Raw genomic sequence first — 14759 nt, forward strand, 5'->3', positions numbered from 1 at the left:
GAGAAAGAGGGGAGATGCCGGAAACGCACTGTTTCCAGCGCGGTCACCGCGTAGCTGAATGAGTGCGCAATGGCTGGTTCACCACAGCCTTCTCGTCCCTAAAAAAGCGGACTGGCGCACATCACGACAGGGCCGGACTGGGCGAAGGCGGGGTCCTTGTGGTTTAATCTTGCCACTTTAGCGGTAGTAGGCGACGAGCCTGCTACCTTGCGTTGGCAAGATGCAGGTGAGCAAGATGCAAATAGCAGCAGAGAGCAAGTTTATCGGACTCGGGGTCGCGGGCAATTTCGCCGGTCATCTGGAGCAGGCGGGTGAAGCGTCGGACTTCGTAGCGGTCGTGGTGCGCGATACCACGGCGCCCAAGGCGCTGTTCTCCTTCTTCGTGCCGGGCCATCCGGGTCAGCTCGGGGTATTCCCGTTGAGCGACAAGGCGATCTTCCTGCCGGAAGCGGCGGTCAGTGGTGACGAGAAGGTGCAGATCGAGCCGGAAGTAGCCCTCTGGTGCGAGCTGGAGTATGCCGACAAGCAGGTGGTGGCGATCCATCCCCGCGCCTTTGGCGCCTATAACGACTGCTCCATCCGTCGTCCCAACGCCAAGAAGATCAGCGAGAAGAAGAACTGGGGCGAAGAGAGCAAGGGGCTGGCGGACAAGCTGCTGCCGCTTTCCGGTTTTGCCGCCGGTTGCGAGCTCGATGACTATCGTATCGCCTGCTATCTGGAGCGCGATGGCGAGCTGCACGCCTACGGGGTAGACAGCGCCGCCATCGACTACAGCTACTTCCACGGCAAGCTGCTCGACTGGGCCATCGACAAGTTCAACCATCAGCAGGATGAGGGGCCGGCGGAGCACATTCAGGGGCTGCTGGCGCAGGCGGGACATCCTCCCCATGCGCTCATCAGTATCGGCGCCACCCGCTATACCCCGTTTGGCGAGACCCACTTCCTCAAACCGGGCGACACTTCCTGCGTGGTGGTTTACCCGGGCAGCCGTTATAGCGAAGCGGATATCCGCGAGGCGATCCGCAGCCGCAACGTTGGCGCTGATATGTCCGTGCTGCTGCAGGCGGTGCAGGCGCGCTAATCACCGTTGCCAGTGGGAAGATGTCTCTTCCCGCTGGTTATCATATCGAGTTATTTCATGACGATTGTTCCGGTATCCCGGGCCGATTATCCGGCCCTGATCGACCTGTGGGAGGCCTCTGTTCGGGCGACCCACCACTTCCTGCCCGAGGCCGAGATCCTCGCGCTTAAACCGCTTATTCTGGAGCACTACTTCGATGCGGTGACACTGCGCAGTGCCCGCACAGAAGAGGGGTACATTACGGGTTTTAGCGGAGTGCACGAGGGCAAGCTGGAGATGCTGTTTGTGGCTCCCGAGGCGCGCGGTAGTGGCGTGGGGCGTTTGCTGGTGGCGCATGCCATCGAACAGGGCGGCGCGACGCAGGTTGACGTCAACGAGCAGAACGAACAGGCGGTGGGCTTCTATCTGAAGATGGGATTCACCGTGACGGGTCGTTCGCCGCTGGATGGTCAGGGCAAGCCCTATCCGCTGCTGCATATGGCGCTGGCGCCGACCTGATCGTGCCTGATGAGGCGCAGTACCCATAAACCAACGGGGGATGGCATCAGCCATCCCCCGTTTTTTGATAGTGTTTGTTACTTGCTGGCGACCTTGTTCACCACCTTGAACAGCTGATAGCGCAGGGAGGGGGCATCGGCTGGTACATCGGTGAGCTGCTCCTTGCTGACTGTGAGCTGATACCGGTAGCCCGGCTCGAACTGGAAACCTTCAATATTCTGGTAGAACAGCGTCCAGGGCTGCTGCTCATCACTGCGAACCTGCATGCACTGCATCGGGCCAACCCCGACGCAATCGACCAGCTGGCTGTTGATATAGAGGGTCTCACCCTGTTGGACCGTGGTGCCCTGACAGGCGGTGAGCAGCAGGACGGCGCTGGCAAGCAGAGGTTTCATAAGGGCTCCTTGAGCTTAAAAGGGCATTAAAGCGGCAAACAAAAAGGCGGTCAATGACCGCCTTTGTAACAAACCATGTTGATTCAGTTCATTAGCGTTGATCAAGCGGCGTGAAGTCCCGTTGCGGGTGGCCCACGTAGAGCTGGCGCGGGCGGCCGATCTTGCTATCCGGATCGGAGTGGAACTCGTTCCAGTGGGCAATCCAGCCGATGGTACGGGAGATGGCGAAGATCACGGTGAACATGTTCATCGGGATACCGATCGCCTTCATGATGATACCGGAGTAGAAGTCCACGTTCGGGTAGAGTTTCTTCTCGATGAAGTAGGGGTCGGAGAGCGCGATGCGCTCCAGCTCCATGGCCACGTCCAGCAGCGGATCCTTGATCTGCAGCTCGGTCAGTACTTCGTGGCAGGTTTCGCGCATCACGGTGGCACGAGGGTCATGGTTCTTGTAGACACGGTGACCGAAGCCCATCAGACGGAACGGATCGTTCTTGTCCTTGGCCTTGGCGATGTACTCGGGGATGCGATCCACCGAGCCTACTTCCTCCAGCATGCGCAGGCAGGCTTCGTTGGCACCACCATGGGCCGGACCCCACAGGGAGGCGATACCTGCGGCGATACAGGCAAACGGGTTGGCACCGGAGGAGCCAGCCAGACGGACGGTTGAGGTAGAGGCATTCTGCTCGTGATCCGCATGGAGGGTAAAGATGCGGTCCATGGCGCGTTCGACCACCGGATTGACCTTGTACTCCTCGGTCGGTACCGCAAACATCATATGCAGGAAGTTGCCTGCATAGGAGAGGGCGTTGCGCGGATGCATGAACGGCTGGCCGATGGAGTACTTGTAACACATGGCCGCCAGGGTCGGCATCTTGGAGATGAGGCGGAAGGCGCAGATCTCGCGGTGCTGTTCGTTGTTGATGTCCAGGGCGTCGTGATAGAAGGCAGAGAGTGCGCCCACCACACCACACATGATGGCCATGGGGTGGGAGTCACGACGGAAGCCGCGGAAGAAGAAGGCAATCTGCTCGTGCACCATGGTATGGCGGGTCACGGTACGCTGGAAATCGGCAAACTGTGCCTTGGTGGGCGCCTCGCCGTAGAGCAGGATATAGCAGACTTCGAGGTAGTTGGACTCTTTGGCCAACTGGGCGATGGGGTAGCCACGGTGCAGCAAGACACCCTGATCCCCGTCAATGTAGGTGATGGCAGATTTGCAAGAACCGGTCGCCATAAAGCCCGGGTCAAAGGTGAAATACCCTTGCCCACCCAGCTTTCTAACATCGACAACATCCGGTCCAACGGTTCCAGAGAGGATCGGCAGTTCAACCGGATCTTTCCCGGGCAGGTGTAGGGTGGCTATCTTATCAGCCATAGCACGTCTCCTTTGCTCTTTATAATTTGGTTCCAGTCCTACTCTATTACGACTTTTATGACGCTGGCAAAGGTTGTTACCCATACCGAGGTGGCTGGAGCGCCCTATTTGAAACAGAGTTCCCTATCAATGTCAATTTTGCTGGGGCGGCATTAAAGGCATTAATGGAATGTTAAATTAAATATGCGATCAAGTTTGCGGTTTTGTGTTTTCTTTGTAGCTGTTTGATTGTCTTCGGTTAAGGCCGTCGATATACTGCGCCACGTGGGTCATGGCTGCTGGTGTTTGAAACGCTTTGGCAAAGCCTGATGTGAAACCAAAAATTCGCGTTTTGGCTTTTTCAGAGTGTTTTGGTAACAAATAGCCAACAATCACCATCCCGTGCCCTCAAGTGTGAGTTAAAACAATAACTAACGTGCTCAATAGAGCTGAGTGGGCAAGCGTGAAAAACAAACAGAGACCGGTCAACCTCGACCTACAAACGATCAGCTTTCCTGTCACTGCCATCGCCTCCATCCTGCACCGTGTTTCAGGGGTTATTACCTTTGTTGCACTGGGCATCTTGCTGTGGATGCTTGGCACTTCACTCGCCTCTCCCGAAGGATTTGAGACCGTGGTGTCCATCATGGACAACTTCCTGGTCAAATTCGTATTGTGGGGGATCCTGACTGCGCTGGCTTACCACATTGTGGGCGGTTTGCGTCATCTGGTCATGGACATGGGCTATTGGGAAGAGCTGGAATCCGGTAATCAGAGTGCCCGTGTGGCCTTCGTGATCACCGCGATCCTGGCCGTATTGGCGGGAGTGCTTGTATGGTAACCAATTCTGCAACTTTCGGGCGCAGCGGCGTTCACGATTACATCCTGATCCGCGCCACCGCCCTCATCATGACCTGCTATGTCCTCTATCTGGTGAGTTTTGTCGCATTCAACGACATCACCTACGAGGTGTGGACAGGTTTCTTCGCCAATACCTTCACCAAGGTATTCACCCTGTTGGCCCTGCTCTGCGTACTGATCCATGCCTGGATCGGTCTGTGGCAGGTGTTGACCGACTATATCAAGCCGGTAGGGCTGCGCGGGGCGCTGCAATTTGCCTTGGTCGTGGTGCTGTTTGTCTATCTGATGACGGGTTTCGTCGTGCTGTGGGGTGTGTAAGGTGACTATTCCAACTCGTGAATTTGATGCTGTGGTGATTGGTGCCGGTGGTGCCGGTATGCGCGCCGCGCTGCAGATTGCCCAGTCCGGCAAGAGCTGCGCTCTGTTGTCCAAGGTTTTTCCAACCCGTTCTCACACGGTTTCCGCCCAAGGCGGTATCACGGTTGCGCTGGGCAATGCCCACGATGACAACTGGCAGTGGCACATGTATGACACGGTAAAAGGTTCCGATTACATCGGTGATCAGGAAGCCATCGAGTACATGTGCAAAACCGGCCCCGAAGCCATCTATGAGCTGGAGAACATGGGCTTGCCCTTCTCCCGTTTCGATAACGGGTCTGTCTACCAGCGTCCGTTTGGTGGTCAGTCCAAGAATTTCGGTGGCGAGCAGGCTGCTCGTACCGCAGCGGCCGCCGACCGTACCGGTCACGCCCTGCTGCACACCCTTTACCAACAGAACGTCAAGAACAAGACCACCGTCTTCTCCGAGTGGTATGCGCTGGATCTGGTGAAAAACCAGGATGGCCATGTGGTGGGTTGTACTGCCATCGATATGGAGAGCGGTGAAGTGGTCTACTTCAAGGCCAAGGCCACCGTGCTGGCGACTGGCGGTGCCGGTCGTATCTACCAGTCCACCACCAACGCCCACATTAACACAGGTGACGGCGTCGGCATGGCGCTGCGTGCCGGCGTCGGCGTGCAGGACATGGAGATGTGGCAGTTCCACCCGACCGGTATCGCCGGGGCAGGGGTGCTGGTCACCGAAGGCTGCCGTGGTGAAGGCGGCTATCTGCTCAATAAAGATGGCGAGCGCTTCATGGAGCGTTACGCCCCGAACGCCAAGGACTTGGCCGGCCGCGACGTGGTGGCCCGCTCCATCATGATCGAGATCCGTGAAGGCCGTGGCTGCGACGGTCCCTGGGGCCCGCACATCAAGCTCAAGCTGGATCACCTCGGCAAAGAGGTGCTGGAATCCCGTCTGCCGGGGATCTGCGAGCTCTCTCGCACCTTCGCCCACGTGGATCCGGTCAAAGAGCCGATCCCGATCATCCCGACCTGCCACTACATGATGGGTGGCGTGCCGACCAACGTGAATGGCCAGTGCCTGACCCAGGACAAGAACGGCAACGATGTGCCGGTGGTCGGTCTGTTTGCGGTGGGCGAGATTGCCTGCGTCTCGGTGCACGGCGCCAACCGTCTGGGTGGCAACTCCCTGCTGGATCTGGTGGTGTTCGGCCGCGCGGCCGGCATGCATCTGGTCAACACTCTGGGCGAGATGGAACATGGTCGCGATGCCTCTGAGTCGGATCTGGATGCCGCACTGGCCCGCTTCAACCGCTGGGAAAATTGCCGTGACGGGGAAGACCCGGTGCAGATCCGCAAAGACCTGCAGCGCTGCATGCAGAACAACTTCTCCGTGTTCCGCGAAGGGGCTGCGATGGCAGAGGGGCTGGCCGAGCTCAAGGTTATCCGCGAGCGCCTCAAGTCAGCCCGTCTGGATGACACCTCCAAAGAGTTCAACACCCAGCGCATCGAGTGCCTGGAGCTGGACAACCTGATGGAGACGGCGTTTGCCACGGCGGTTGCCGCCAACTTCCGTACCGAGAGTCGCGGTGCTCACTGCCGCTTCGACTTCCCGGATCGCGACGATGAGAACTGGCTGTGCCACAGCCTCTATCATCCGGACACCGAGTCCATGACCCGTCGTGCTGTCAACATGTCACCCAAGACCCGTGAGGCGTTCCCGCCCAAGGTTCGGACTTACTGATTGCGGAGCCAGCCCTATGAACGTCACATTCTCTGTCTACAGATACAATCCGGATGTTGATAACGTCCCCCATATGAAGGATTATCATCTTGATATTCCTGAAGGTTCCGACATGATGGTGCTCGATGCACTGATCCAGTTGAAAGAGCTGGATCCCACGCTTGCCTTCCGCCGCTCCTGCCGCGAAGGGGTTTGTGGATCTGACGGTCTCAACATGAATGGCAAGAACGGTCTTGCCTGCATCACCCCGCTCTCCGATTTGCTGAAGAAGGGCAACAAGGTCGTTATCCGCCCCTTGCCCGGCCTGCCGGTGATCCGTGATCTGGTGATCGACATGACCCAGTTCTACGCCCAGTGGGAGAAGGTCAAACCCTTCCTCATCAATGAAGACAAGTTGCCGCCGGTGCGTGAGCACCTGCAATCCCCCGAAGAGCGTGCCAAGCTGGATGGCCTGTACGAGTGTATTCTTTGTGCCTGCTGCTCCACCTCTTGCCCCTCCTTCTGGTGGAACCCCGACAAGTTCATCGGTCCGGCCGGGCTGCTTGCCGCCTACCGCTGGCTGGCTGACAGCCGCGACACCGCGACCACCGAACGGCTGGGTAATCTGGACGACGCCTTCAGCGTGTTCCGCTGCCACGGCATCATGAACTGCGTGAACGTCTGTCCGAAAGGCTTGAACCCGACCAAGGCGATTGGCCAGATCAAGTCGATGTTGCTCAATCGGGCTGTTTAGTATTTGGGCCGGCCCTGTGCTGGCCCGACTTCCGGATAGCCATCCCACCCGTGGCAGGATGGCTGTTTGAACCCTACAAGCTGCGTAGCAGTAACAAGAAGTACAAGGGATAGAAATGCATAACGGCGTGATGAAGGCCTGGTTGGAGTCATCTCACCTGGCTGGTGCGAATGCAAGCTATATCGAGGATTTGTACGAATCCTTCCTGGAAAATCCTGACTCCGTGTCCGACGAGTGGCGCAGCCTGTTTAGCGAGCTGCCCCAGGTCAATGGCCATGCGGTTGAACAACCCCACTCCCAGGTCCGCGATTATTTCCGTCGTCTGGCCAAGGATCCCTCTCGCTACAGTGCCCCCGTCTCCGATCCGCAAGTGGATGCCAAGCAGGTGCGGGTATTGCAGCTGATCAACGCCTTCCGTTTCCGTGGTCACCAGAATGCCAATCTGGACCCGCTGGGCCTGTGGCAGCGTGAAACCGTTGCCGAACTGGATCCTGCGTTTCACAACCTGCAGGGCGCAGATATGGAGGCCACCTTCAATGTGGGCTCCTACGCCATCGGTCGCGAGACCATGGTGCTCTCCGACCTCTACGCCTCGCTGAAGAAGACCTATTGCGGCAGCATAGGCGCCGACTACATGCACCTCACCTCCACGGAAGAGAAGCGCTGGCTGCAACAGCGTCTCGAATCCATTGAAGGGAAGGGGAGCTACACCCTCGAAGAGAAGACCCGTTTCCTCGAGAGCCTGACCGCCGCCGAAGGGCTGGAGAAATATCTGGGCGCCAAGTTCCCGGGAGCCAAGCGCTTCTCGCTGGAAGGTGGCGACGCCATGATCCCCATGCTCAAGGAGCTGATCCGTCGCGCCGGTGAGCAGGGCTGCAAAGAGGCCGTTATCGGTATGGCACACCGCGGTCGTCTCAACGTGCTGATCAACGTGCTCGGTAAACGTGCGCAGGATCTGTTCGACGAGTTTGCCGGCAAGCACGGCGAATCCTGGGGTACCGGTGATGTGAAGTACCACATGGGCTTCTCTTCCGACTTCGCCACCCCGGGCGGCAACGTCCACCTGGCGCTCGCCTTCAACCCCTCTCACCTCGAAATCGTCAACCCTGTGGTCATCGGCTCGGTCCGTGCCCGTATGGATCGTCGCGGTGACAAGGATGGCTCCAGCGTGTTGCCCATCACCATTCACGGTGACTCGGCCATGGCCGGTCAGGGCGTGGTGGCCGAGACCTTCAACATGTCCCAGACCCGCGCCTATGGTGTCGGTGGGACGGTGCGCATCGTCATCAACAACCAGGTTGGTTTCACCACCTCCTATATCCGTGACCTGCGCTCCACCGAATATTGCACCGACATCGCCAAGGCGGTGCAGGCGCCGGTGCTGCATGTCAACGGGGATGATCCGGAAGCCGTGGTGCTGGTGACCCAGATTGCGCTGGATTACCGCAATACCTTCAAACGCGACGTGGTGATCGAGCTGGTCTGCTACCGTCGTCACGGCCACAACGAAGCGGATGAGCCGAGCGCGACCCAGCCTTTGATGTACCAGAAGATCAAGCAGCACCCGACCCCGCGCAAGATCTACGCCGATCAGCTGGTGGCCGAGGGGAGCCTCGCTCAGGAGCGGGCGACCGAACTGGTCAACGAGTATCGTGAAGCGCTGGATCGCGGTGAGCGGGTGAGCAAGGAGTGGCGGCCGATGGAGCTACACTCCGTCGACTGGACGCCGTATCTGGGCCACGACTGGAACATGGCCTATGAGAGTGCCGTGCCGATGGATCACCTCAAGAGCCTCGGCGAGCGGGTGAGCCAGTATCCGGCAACCCACGTGCTGCAGCGTCAGGTCGAGAAGATTTACGAAGACCGCCGTCTGATGGCAGCGGGCGAGAAGCTGGTGGATTGGGGCTTTGCCGAGACCCTGGCCTACGCCACTCTGGTGGACAAGGGTTCCCGCATCCGCTTTACCGGTGAAGACTCCGGCCGTGGCACCTTCTTCCACCGCCACGCCGTGCTGCACAGCCAGACCGATGCCAGCACCTACACCCCGCTGTGCAACCTGCACGACGAGCAGGGCCCGTTCGAGGTGTATGACTCTGTGCTGACCGAGAACGCGGTACTGGCCTTTGAATATGGTTACGCCAGCGCCGAGCCGGCTGGCCTCACCATATGGGAAGCCCAGTTCGGCGATTTCGCCAACTGTGCCCAGGTAGTGGTGGATCAGTTCCTCTCCTCCGGTGAGCAGAAGTGGGGCCGGATGTGCGGCCTGACCATGTTGCTGCCGCACGGTTACGAGGGGCAGGGCCCGGAGCACTCCTCCGCCCGTCTGGAGCGTTATCTGCAGATGTGCGCCCAGCACAACATGCAGGTGTGCGTGCCCTCAACCCCGGCGCAGGTGTTCCATATGCTGCGTCGTCAGGTGGTACGTCCGATGCGCCGTCCGCTGATCGTCATGACGCCCAAATCCCTGCTGCGCCACCCGCTGGCGGTGAGCAAGCTCGAAGAGCTGGCGGAAGGCACCTTCCAGAACGCGATTGGCGAGATCGACGCGCTGGATCCGAAAGCGGTCAAGCGGGTGGTCTTCTGTTCCGGCAAGGTCTACTACGACCTGCTCGAAGCCCGTCGCAAGGCGGAGCAGAAGGATGTGGCGATCGTGCGTATCGAACAGCTCTACCCCTTCCCGGAAGAGGAAGTGCGCGCCATTCTGGACGATTACAGCCACGTCACCGATTTTGTCTGGTGTCAGGAAGAGCCGCAAAACCAGGGCGCCTGGTACTGCACCCGTCACAACTACGATGACGTGCTGCCGACCGGAGCCACCCTGCGTTATGCCGGTCGTCCGGCGTCCGCCTCACCGGCGGTTGGTTACATGTCCGTCCATGCCAAGCAGCAGAAAGCCTTGGTGGAAGATGCCCTTACTCTGGCCTAAGCCCTGAACAAGAAGTAACAAGGAACTGATTAGATGACTATCGAGATCAAGGTACCGGATCTGCCGGAATCAGTGGCGGATGCCACCATTGCCACCTGGCACAAGAAGCCGGGTGATCTGGTTGCCCGTGATGAAGTGCTGGTCGACATCGAGACCGACAAGGTGGTGCTGGAAGTACCGGCACCGCAAGCTGGCGTGCTGGGCGACATCCTGCAGGCAGAGGGGGCGACCGTCCTCTCCCGCCAGCTGATTGCCACCATCAAGGCGGCTGCCGTAGCCGGTGAAGAGACCAAGGAGAAGCCGGCCGAAGCGGTGGCCGATGATGGCGCCGATGGCCTGAGTCCCTCGGTGCGTCGTCTGATTGGCGAGCACGACATCGACGTGGCCAAGCTGACCGGCACCGGCAAGGGCGGTCGCATCACCAAGGATGATGTGGAAGCCTACATCAAGGCCCTGAGCAAGCCTGCAGCCGCCGCTCCCGTTGCTGCGGCTCCGGTCGCTCCGGTTGCCGCACTGGCCGGTCGCAGCGAGAAGCGGGTGCCCATGACCCGTCTGCGTAAGCGCATCGCCGAGCGTCTGCTGGAAGCGAAAAACACCACCGCCATGCTGACCACCTTCAACGAGGTCAACATGAAGCCCATCATGGATCTGCGCAAGCAGTACGGCGAGATCTTCGAGAAGAAGCACGGCATCAAGCTCGGCTTTATGTCCTTCTACGTGAAGGCGGTGGTGGAGTCCCTCAAGCGCTATCCGGAAGTGAACGCGGCGCTCGATGGTGATGACGTGGTTTATCACAACTACTTCGACGTCAGCATCGCCGTCTCTACCCCCCGTGGTCTGGTGACGCCGGTGCTGCGCGACTGCGACAACATGAGCCTGGCGGACATTGAGAAGGCCATCAAGGATCTGGCGGGCAAGGGCCGTGACGGCAAGCTGACCGTGGATGAACTGACTGGCGGCAACTTCACCATCACCAACGGTGGCGTGTTCGGCTCCCTGATGTCCACCCCGATCATCAACCCGCCCCAGAGCGCCATTCTGGGCATGCACAAGATCCAGGATCGCCCGATGGCCGTTGACGGCAAGGTCGAGATCCTGCCGATGATGTATCTGGCGCTCTCCTACGATCACCGTCTCATCGACGGACGCGAATCGGTAGGCTTCCTGGTCTCCGTCAAGGAGCTGCTGGAAGACCCGACCCGTCTGTTGCTGGACGTCTAAGCCTGTGGCACCCGGGCAAGGGGTTTGCGCCCCGAGCCGGATGTGCTGCTGGACGTTTGAGTAATACCCGAGCGATTGAAAGATAACGAGGGGCCGCCCAGGCCCCCTTCACAGGGGATTGAGAAACACCAGCCCCGGACGGAAATACCTACAACACGGATAGAGCATCTATGAATCTGCATGAATATCAGGCAAAACAGCTGTTTGCCGAGTATGGCCTGCCGGTCTCCGAAGGTTATGCCTGTGCTACCCCACAAGAAGCGGCCGAAGCGGCCGACAAGATTGGCGGCAATACCTGGGTCGTCAAATGCCAGGTACACGCCGGTGGCCGCGGTAAAGCGGGCGGCGTGAAAGTGGCCAAGAGCAAGGACGAGATCCGTGCTTTTGCCCAGAACTGGCTTGGCAAAAATCTGGTGACCTACCAGACCGATGCCAACGGCCAGCCGGTCACCAAGATCCTGGTGGAATCTTGCACCGACATCGCCAAAGAGCTCTACCTGGGCGCCGTGGTTGACCGTGGTTCGCGCCGCGTGGTCTTCATGGCCTCGACTGAAGGTGGCGTGGATATCGAGAAGATTGCCCACGAAACCCCCCATCTGATCCACAAGGCGGCCATCGATCCGCTGGTGGGTCCGCAGGCTTATCAGGCCCGCGAACTGGCCTTCAAACTGGGTCTGGTCGGCGATCAGATCAAACAGTTCACCAAGATCTTCATGGGTCTGGGCCAGATGTTCCTGGATTGCGATTTCGCGCTGCTGGAGATCAACCCGCTGGTGATCACCGCGCAGGGCAACCTGCACTGCCTGGATGGCAAGATCAACATCGACGCCAACGCACTGTATCGTCAGCCCAAGCTGCGCGAGATGCACGACCCGTCACAAGATGACCCCCGCGAAGCGCACGCCGCCCAGTGGGAGCTCAACTATGTGGCCCTCGATGGCAACATCGGCTGCATGGTCAACGGCGCGGGTCTGGCCATGGGCACCATGGACATCGTCAACCTGCACGGCGGCAAGCCGGCCAACTTCCTTGACGTCGGCGGCGGCGCCACCAAGGAACGGGTAACCGAGGCGTTCAAGATCATCCTCTCCGACAGCAACGTCAAAGCGGTGCTGGTCAACATCTTTGGCGGCATCGTGCGCTGCGACATGATCGCGGAAGGCATCATAGGTGCGGTCAAGGAAGTGGGGGTCAAGGTGCCCGTCGTGGTCCGTCTGGAAGGCAACAACGCCGAGCTGGGTGGTATCAAGCTGGCCGAGAGCGGCCTCAACATCATTGCGGCCAAGAGTCTGACCGATGCCGCGCAGCAAGTCGTCAAAGCAGCGGAGGCCAACTGATGAGCGTACTGATCAACAAGGACACCCGAGTCATCTGCCAGGGCTTTACCGGCGGTCAGGGTACTTTCCACTCCGAGCAGGCGCTCTCCTATGGTACCCAGCTGGTGGGCGGCGTCTCTCCGGGTAAGGGCGGCACCACCCATCTGGGCCTGCCGGTGTTCAACACCGTCCGTGACGCGGTCGAAGCGACCGGCGCTACTGCCTCCGTCATCTATGTGCCGGCACCTTTCTGCAAGGACGCGATCCTAGAAGCGATCGACGCGGGCATCAAGCTCATCGTCACCATCACCGAAGGCATCCCGACGCTGGATATGCTGGACGTCAAAGTGAAGCTGCAAGAGACCGGCGTGCGGATGATCGGCCCCAACTGCCCAGGTGTGATCACTCCGGGTGAGTGCAAGATCGGCATCATGCCGGGCCACATTCACAAGCCGGGCAAGGTGGGTATCGTCTCCCGCTCCGGCACCCTGACCTACGAAGCGGTCAAGCAGACCACTGACGAGGGCTTTGGCCAGTCCACCTGCGTCGGTATCGGTGGCGACCCCATCCCGGGTTCCAACTTTATCGACATTCTGGAAATGTTCCAGAACGACCCGCAGACCGAAGCGATCGTGATGATCGGCGAGATCGGCGGCAACGCCGAGGAGGACGCGGCTGCCTATATCAAGGCCCACGTCACCAAGCCGGTGGTCTCCTATATCGCCGGTGTTACTGCCCCTCCCGGCAAGCGGATGGGCCACGCTGGCGCCATCATCTCCGGTGGCAAGGGTACTGCCGCCGAGAAGTTTGCCGCGCTGGAAGATGCTGGCGTGAAAACCGTCCGCTCCTTGGCCGATATCGGCAAGGCCCTGCGCGAAGTGACCGGCTGGTAATTCCTGTTAGCCCGTTATCTCTAATAAAAGTGCCGCCCGATGGGCGGCTTTTTTATTAGAGATCTGCAAACCTATTTTAGGTTGATTAGTGTGTTAATCTTTCACTAAGAAATAGGATGATTAGTAAATATGAAATGACAAGAAGAATTATTTTTGCGTAATAGAGTAAAATTGTTGGCCAGTTAATCCAGTAAGGCGCTATTAATTGATCTTCTGGTTTGTACCCCTGACGTTCCTTAACGCGTGAAAAGATACCCCATGCTAGACCTGAATATAAATACTGTAGGAGATCACATATTAATGATCCAACAACCCAAAGCAATGCTGAATATAGTTCAGGTTCTAAAGTTATTTGTCCATTTTTACCGTCAATTTTAAATAACCAAATGACGGCAATAGCAGATAATGATAATGTTCTTGCATTATCACTCAGCTTTGCCGTGCTGCTATAATACGCTTGGCGATAGTTTTCAAGATTTGACATAGGTTTTCTTTGGTCCTGTTGAGGTTGTTCCTTTACTAGAGCTTGCTATTGCTTTATTCTTTTTTGAAAATCCCTTTCTTTTTAGAATCCTCATTCCTATTTTATTTAAATCAGAACCTTTCTTTTCATTTGTTTTATCTTGAACTATCTGTATTTTCAGTGTTTCTCCTGATGTTATAGTTTTGCATGTATATCCTGGAGGGAGTTCAATTTCTATTTTCATGACGTTTCCTTGTTGTGGGGTAGATATTTTCAAGATATCTCGTTCGTTAAGCAGAATGTTTACTATAAAATACGTCTTTAAATCTATTTTACGGCTCAATCACATCCTTGTTTATCCCGCTGTGGTTGGTGGAGAAAATGCTCGATCGCTGGGCTTGTCTATGCACTGTATCAACCTTAAAAGAACGCTGTTGTCCTGAGCGATAAATATAGCTAAGCATATTAGGATATTCGGAAAATGTATTATGCCACAGACATCTCCGACCATCAGTGATAAACATCTTAATATTGTTGCCCTGTCGCAATCAAGTTGGCGGATGCTGTTGCTATGGTGAATCAATCTTTCCGTTGCTTAGGTCATCTCGTGTGTTGGGTAGGTTGGTGCTGAACGAAGTGAAGCCCAACGTTTACCGTGAAATATGCCTGTCAATCTGTTTACGGCTTAGCCACATCCTTGTTTATCCCGCTCTTGTTGGGGTAATCATGCTCGCCTGTTGGGCTTCGCTACGCTCTGCGCCAACCTACAAATCACGCATCGCGCTGAGTGGCAACCCGTGGGGCTGAATAGCGAAGCCTGCTCGGACGAGCGGGGGGTTAGTATGCCACAGCCTTTGCTTACAGGCAGAATCCGACAGGCCAAGATTGTTACGCTGTTGCAACTGAGTTGACTGATGGTGTTTCGCTGG

At 57.7% G+C, this 14759-nt stretch carries 15 protein-coding genes; 10 read left to right on the plus strand and 5 right to left on the minus strand.

Features of this window, described 5'->3' with window-relative positions; genetic code table 11:
• Positions 1 to 235: 235 nt before the first annotated feature.
• Positions 236 to 1081 (plus strand): DUF5718 family protein, encoded by an 846-nt coding sequence (locus tag G5315_RS14265; RefSeq protein WP_421333253.1) that lies wholly within the window; start codon positions 236 to 238, stop codon positions 1079 to 1081.
• A 57-nt stretch (positions 1082 to 1138) separates the two neighbouring features.
• Positions 1139 to 1579 carry an acetyltransferase gene (locus G5315_RS14270; RefSeq protein ID WP_368191803.1) on the plus strand — a complete coding sequence of 147 codons (441 nt, stop codon included), beginning with the start codon at positions 1139 to 1141 and terminating at the stop codon, positions 1577 to 1579.
• Between the two features lie 77 nt (positions 1580 to 1656).
• On the opposite strand, the gene G5315_RS14275 is transcribed toward G5315_RS14270, so the two are convergent.
• From G5315_RS14275 to G5315_RS14285, 3 genes are all read right to left on the minus strand, one after another.
• Complete coding sequence (locus tag G5315_RS14275; protein WP_421333254.1) at positions 1657 to 1974, minus strand: DUF4377 domain-containing protein; 318 nt, start codon at positions 1972 to 1974, stop codon at positions 1657 to 1659.
• Between the two features lie 91 nt (positions 1975 to 2065).
• Entirely contained in the window at positions 2066 to 3352 is a 1287-nt protein-coding gene (locus tag G5315_RS14280; RefSeq protein WP_005346116.1) for a citrate synthase, read from the minus strand.
• Positions 3353 to 3541: 189 nt separating this feature from the next.
• A complete protein-coding gene (locus G5315_RS14285; protein WP_216953465.1) occupies positions 3542 to 3730 on the minus strand; it encodes a hypothetical protein in 189 nt (62 codons plus the stop codon).
• 64 nt (positions 3731 to 3794) lie between these two features.
• On the opposite strand from G5315_RS14285, the gene sdhC reads away from it, so the two are divergent.
• The 8 genes from sdhC (at position 3795) to sucD (ending at position 13367) form a co-directional block, all read left to right on the plus strand.
• A complete protein-coding gene (sdhC, locus tag G5315_RS14290) occupies positions 3795 to 4172 on the plus strand; it encodes a succinate dehydrogenase cytochrome b556 subunit (RefSeq protein ID WP_005346101.1) in 378 nt (125 codons plus the stop codon).
• Entirely contained in the window at positions 4166 to 4510 is a 345-nt protein-coding gene (sdhD, locus tag G5315_RS14295) for a succinate dehydrogenase, hydrophobic membrane anchor protein (RefSeq protein WP_216953466.1), read from the plus strand. The genes sdhC and sdhD overlap by 7 nt, the downstream gene beginning before the upstream one ends.
• Position 4511: 1 nt before the next feature.
• Positions 4512 to 6278, plus strand: a complete 1767-nt coding sequence (sdhA, locus tag G5315_RS14300; protein WP_013723668.1) for a succinate dehydrogenase flavoprotein subunit — start codon at positions 4512 to 4514, stop codon at positions 6276 to 6278.
• A 16-nt stretch (positions 6279 to 6294) separates the two neighbouring features.
• A complete protein-coding gene (locus G5315_RS14305; protein ID WP_216978904.1) occupies positions 6295 to 7011 on the plus strand; it encodes a succinate dehydrogenase iron-sulfur subunit in 717 nt (238 codons plus the stop codon).
• A gap of 115 nt (positions 7012 to 7126) precedes the next feature.
• Positions 7127 to 9937, plus strand: a complete 2811-nt coding sequence (gene sucA / locus G5315_RS14310) for a 2-oxoglutarate dehydrogenase E1 component (RefSeq protein WP_335819352.1) — start codon at positions 7127 to 7129, stop codon at positions 9935 to 9937.
• Positions 9938 to 9970: 33 nt separating this feature from the next.
• Positions 9971 to 11158, plus strand: a complete 1188-nt coding sequence (gene odhB / locus G5315_RS14315) for a 2-oxoglutarate dehydrogenase complex dihydrolipoyllysine-residue succinyltransferase (RefSeq protein WP_041210302.1) — start codon at positions 9971 to 9973, stop codon at positions 11156 to 11158.
• Positions 11159 to 11328: 170 nt separating this feature from the next.
• Positions 11329 to 12495 carry an ADP-forming succinate--CoA ligase subunit beta gene (sucC, locus tag G5315_RS14320; RefSeq protein ID WP_005361097.1) on the plus strand — a complete coding sequence of 389 codons (1167 nt, stop codon included), beginning with the start codon at positions 11329 to 11331 and terminating at the stop codon, positions 12493 to 12495.
• Positions 12495 to 13367, plus strand: coding sequence for a succinate--CoA ligase subunit alpha (sucD, locus tag G5315_RS14325; RefSeq protein ID WP_005333542.1), 873 nt, complete (start codon positions 12495 to 12497; stop codon positions 13365 to 13367). Before sucC ends, sucD begins: the two co-directional genes overlap by 1 nt.
• Positions 13368 to 13452: 85 nt before the next feature.
• On the opposite strand, the gene G5315_RS14330 is transcribed toward sucD, so the two are convergent.
• Positions 13453 to 13851: a hypothetical protein gene (locus G5315_RS14330; protein WP_421333255.1), complete on the minus strand. Its 399-nt coding sequence runs from the start codon at positions 13849 to 13851 to the stop codon at positions 13453 to 13455.
• The gene (locus G5315_RS14335) at positions 13838 to 14074 is read right to left on the minus strand and encodes a hypothetical protein (RefSeq protein ID WP_421333256.1); all 237 of its coding nucleotides are present in this window, start codon (positions 14072 to 14074) and stop codon (positions 13838 to 13840) included. The genes G5315_RS14330 and G5315_RS14335 overlap by 14 nt, the downstream gene beginning before the upstream one ends.
• Positions 14075 to 14759 lie beyond the last annotated feature (685 nt).

The organism is Aeromonas sp. 603607 (assembly GCF_049171595.1).
Classification (GTDB): domain Bacteria; phylum Pseudomonadota; class Gammaproteobacteria; order Enterobacterales; family Aeromonadaceae; genus Aeromonas; species Aeromonas veronii.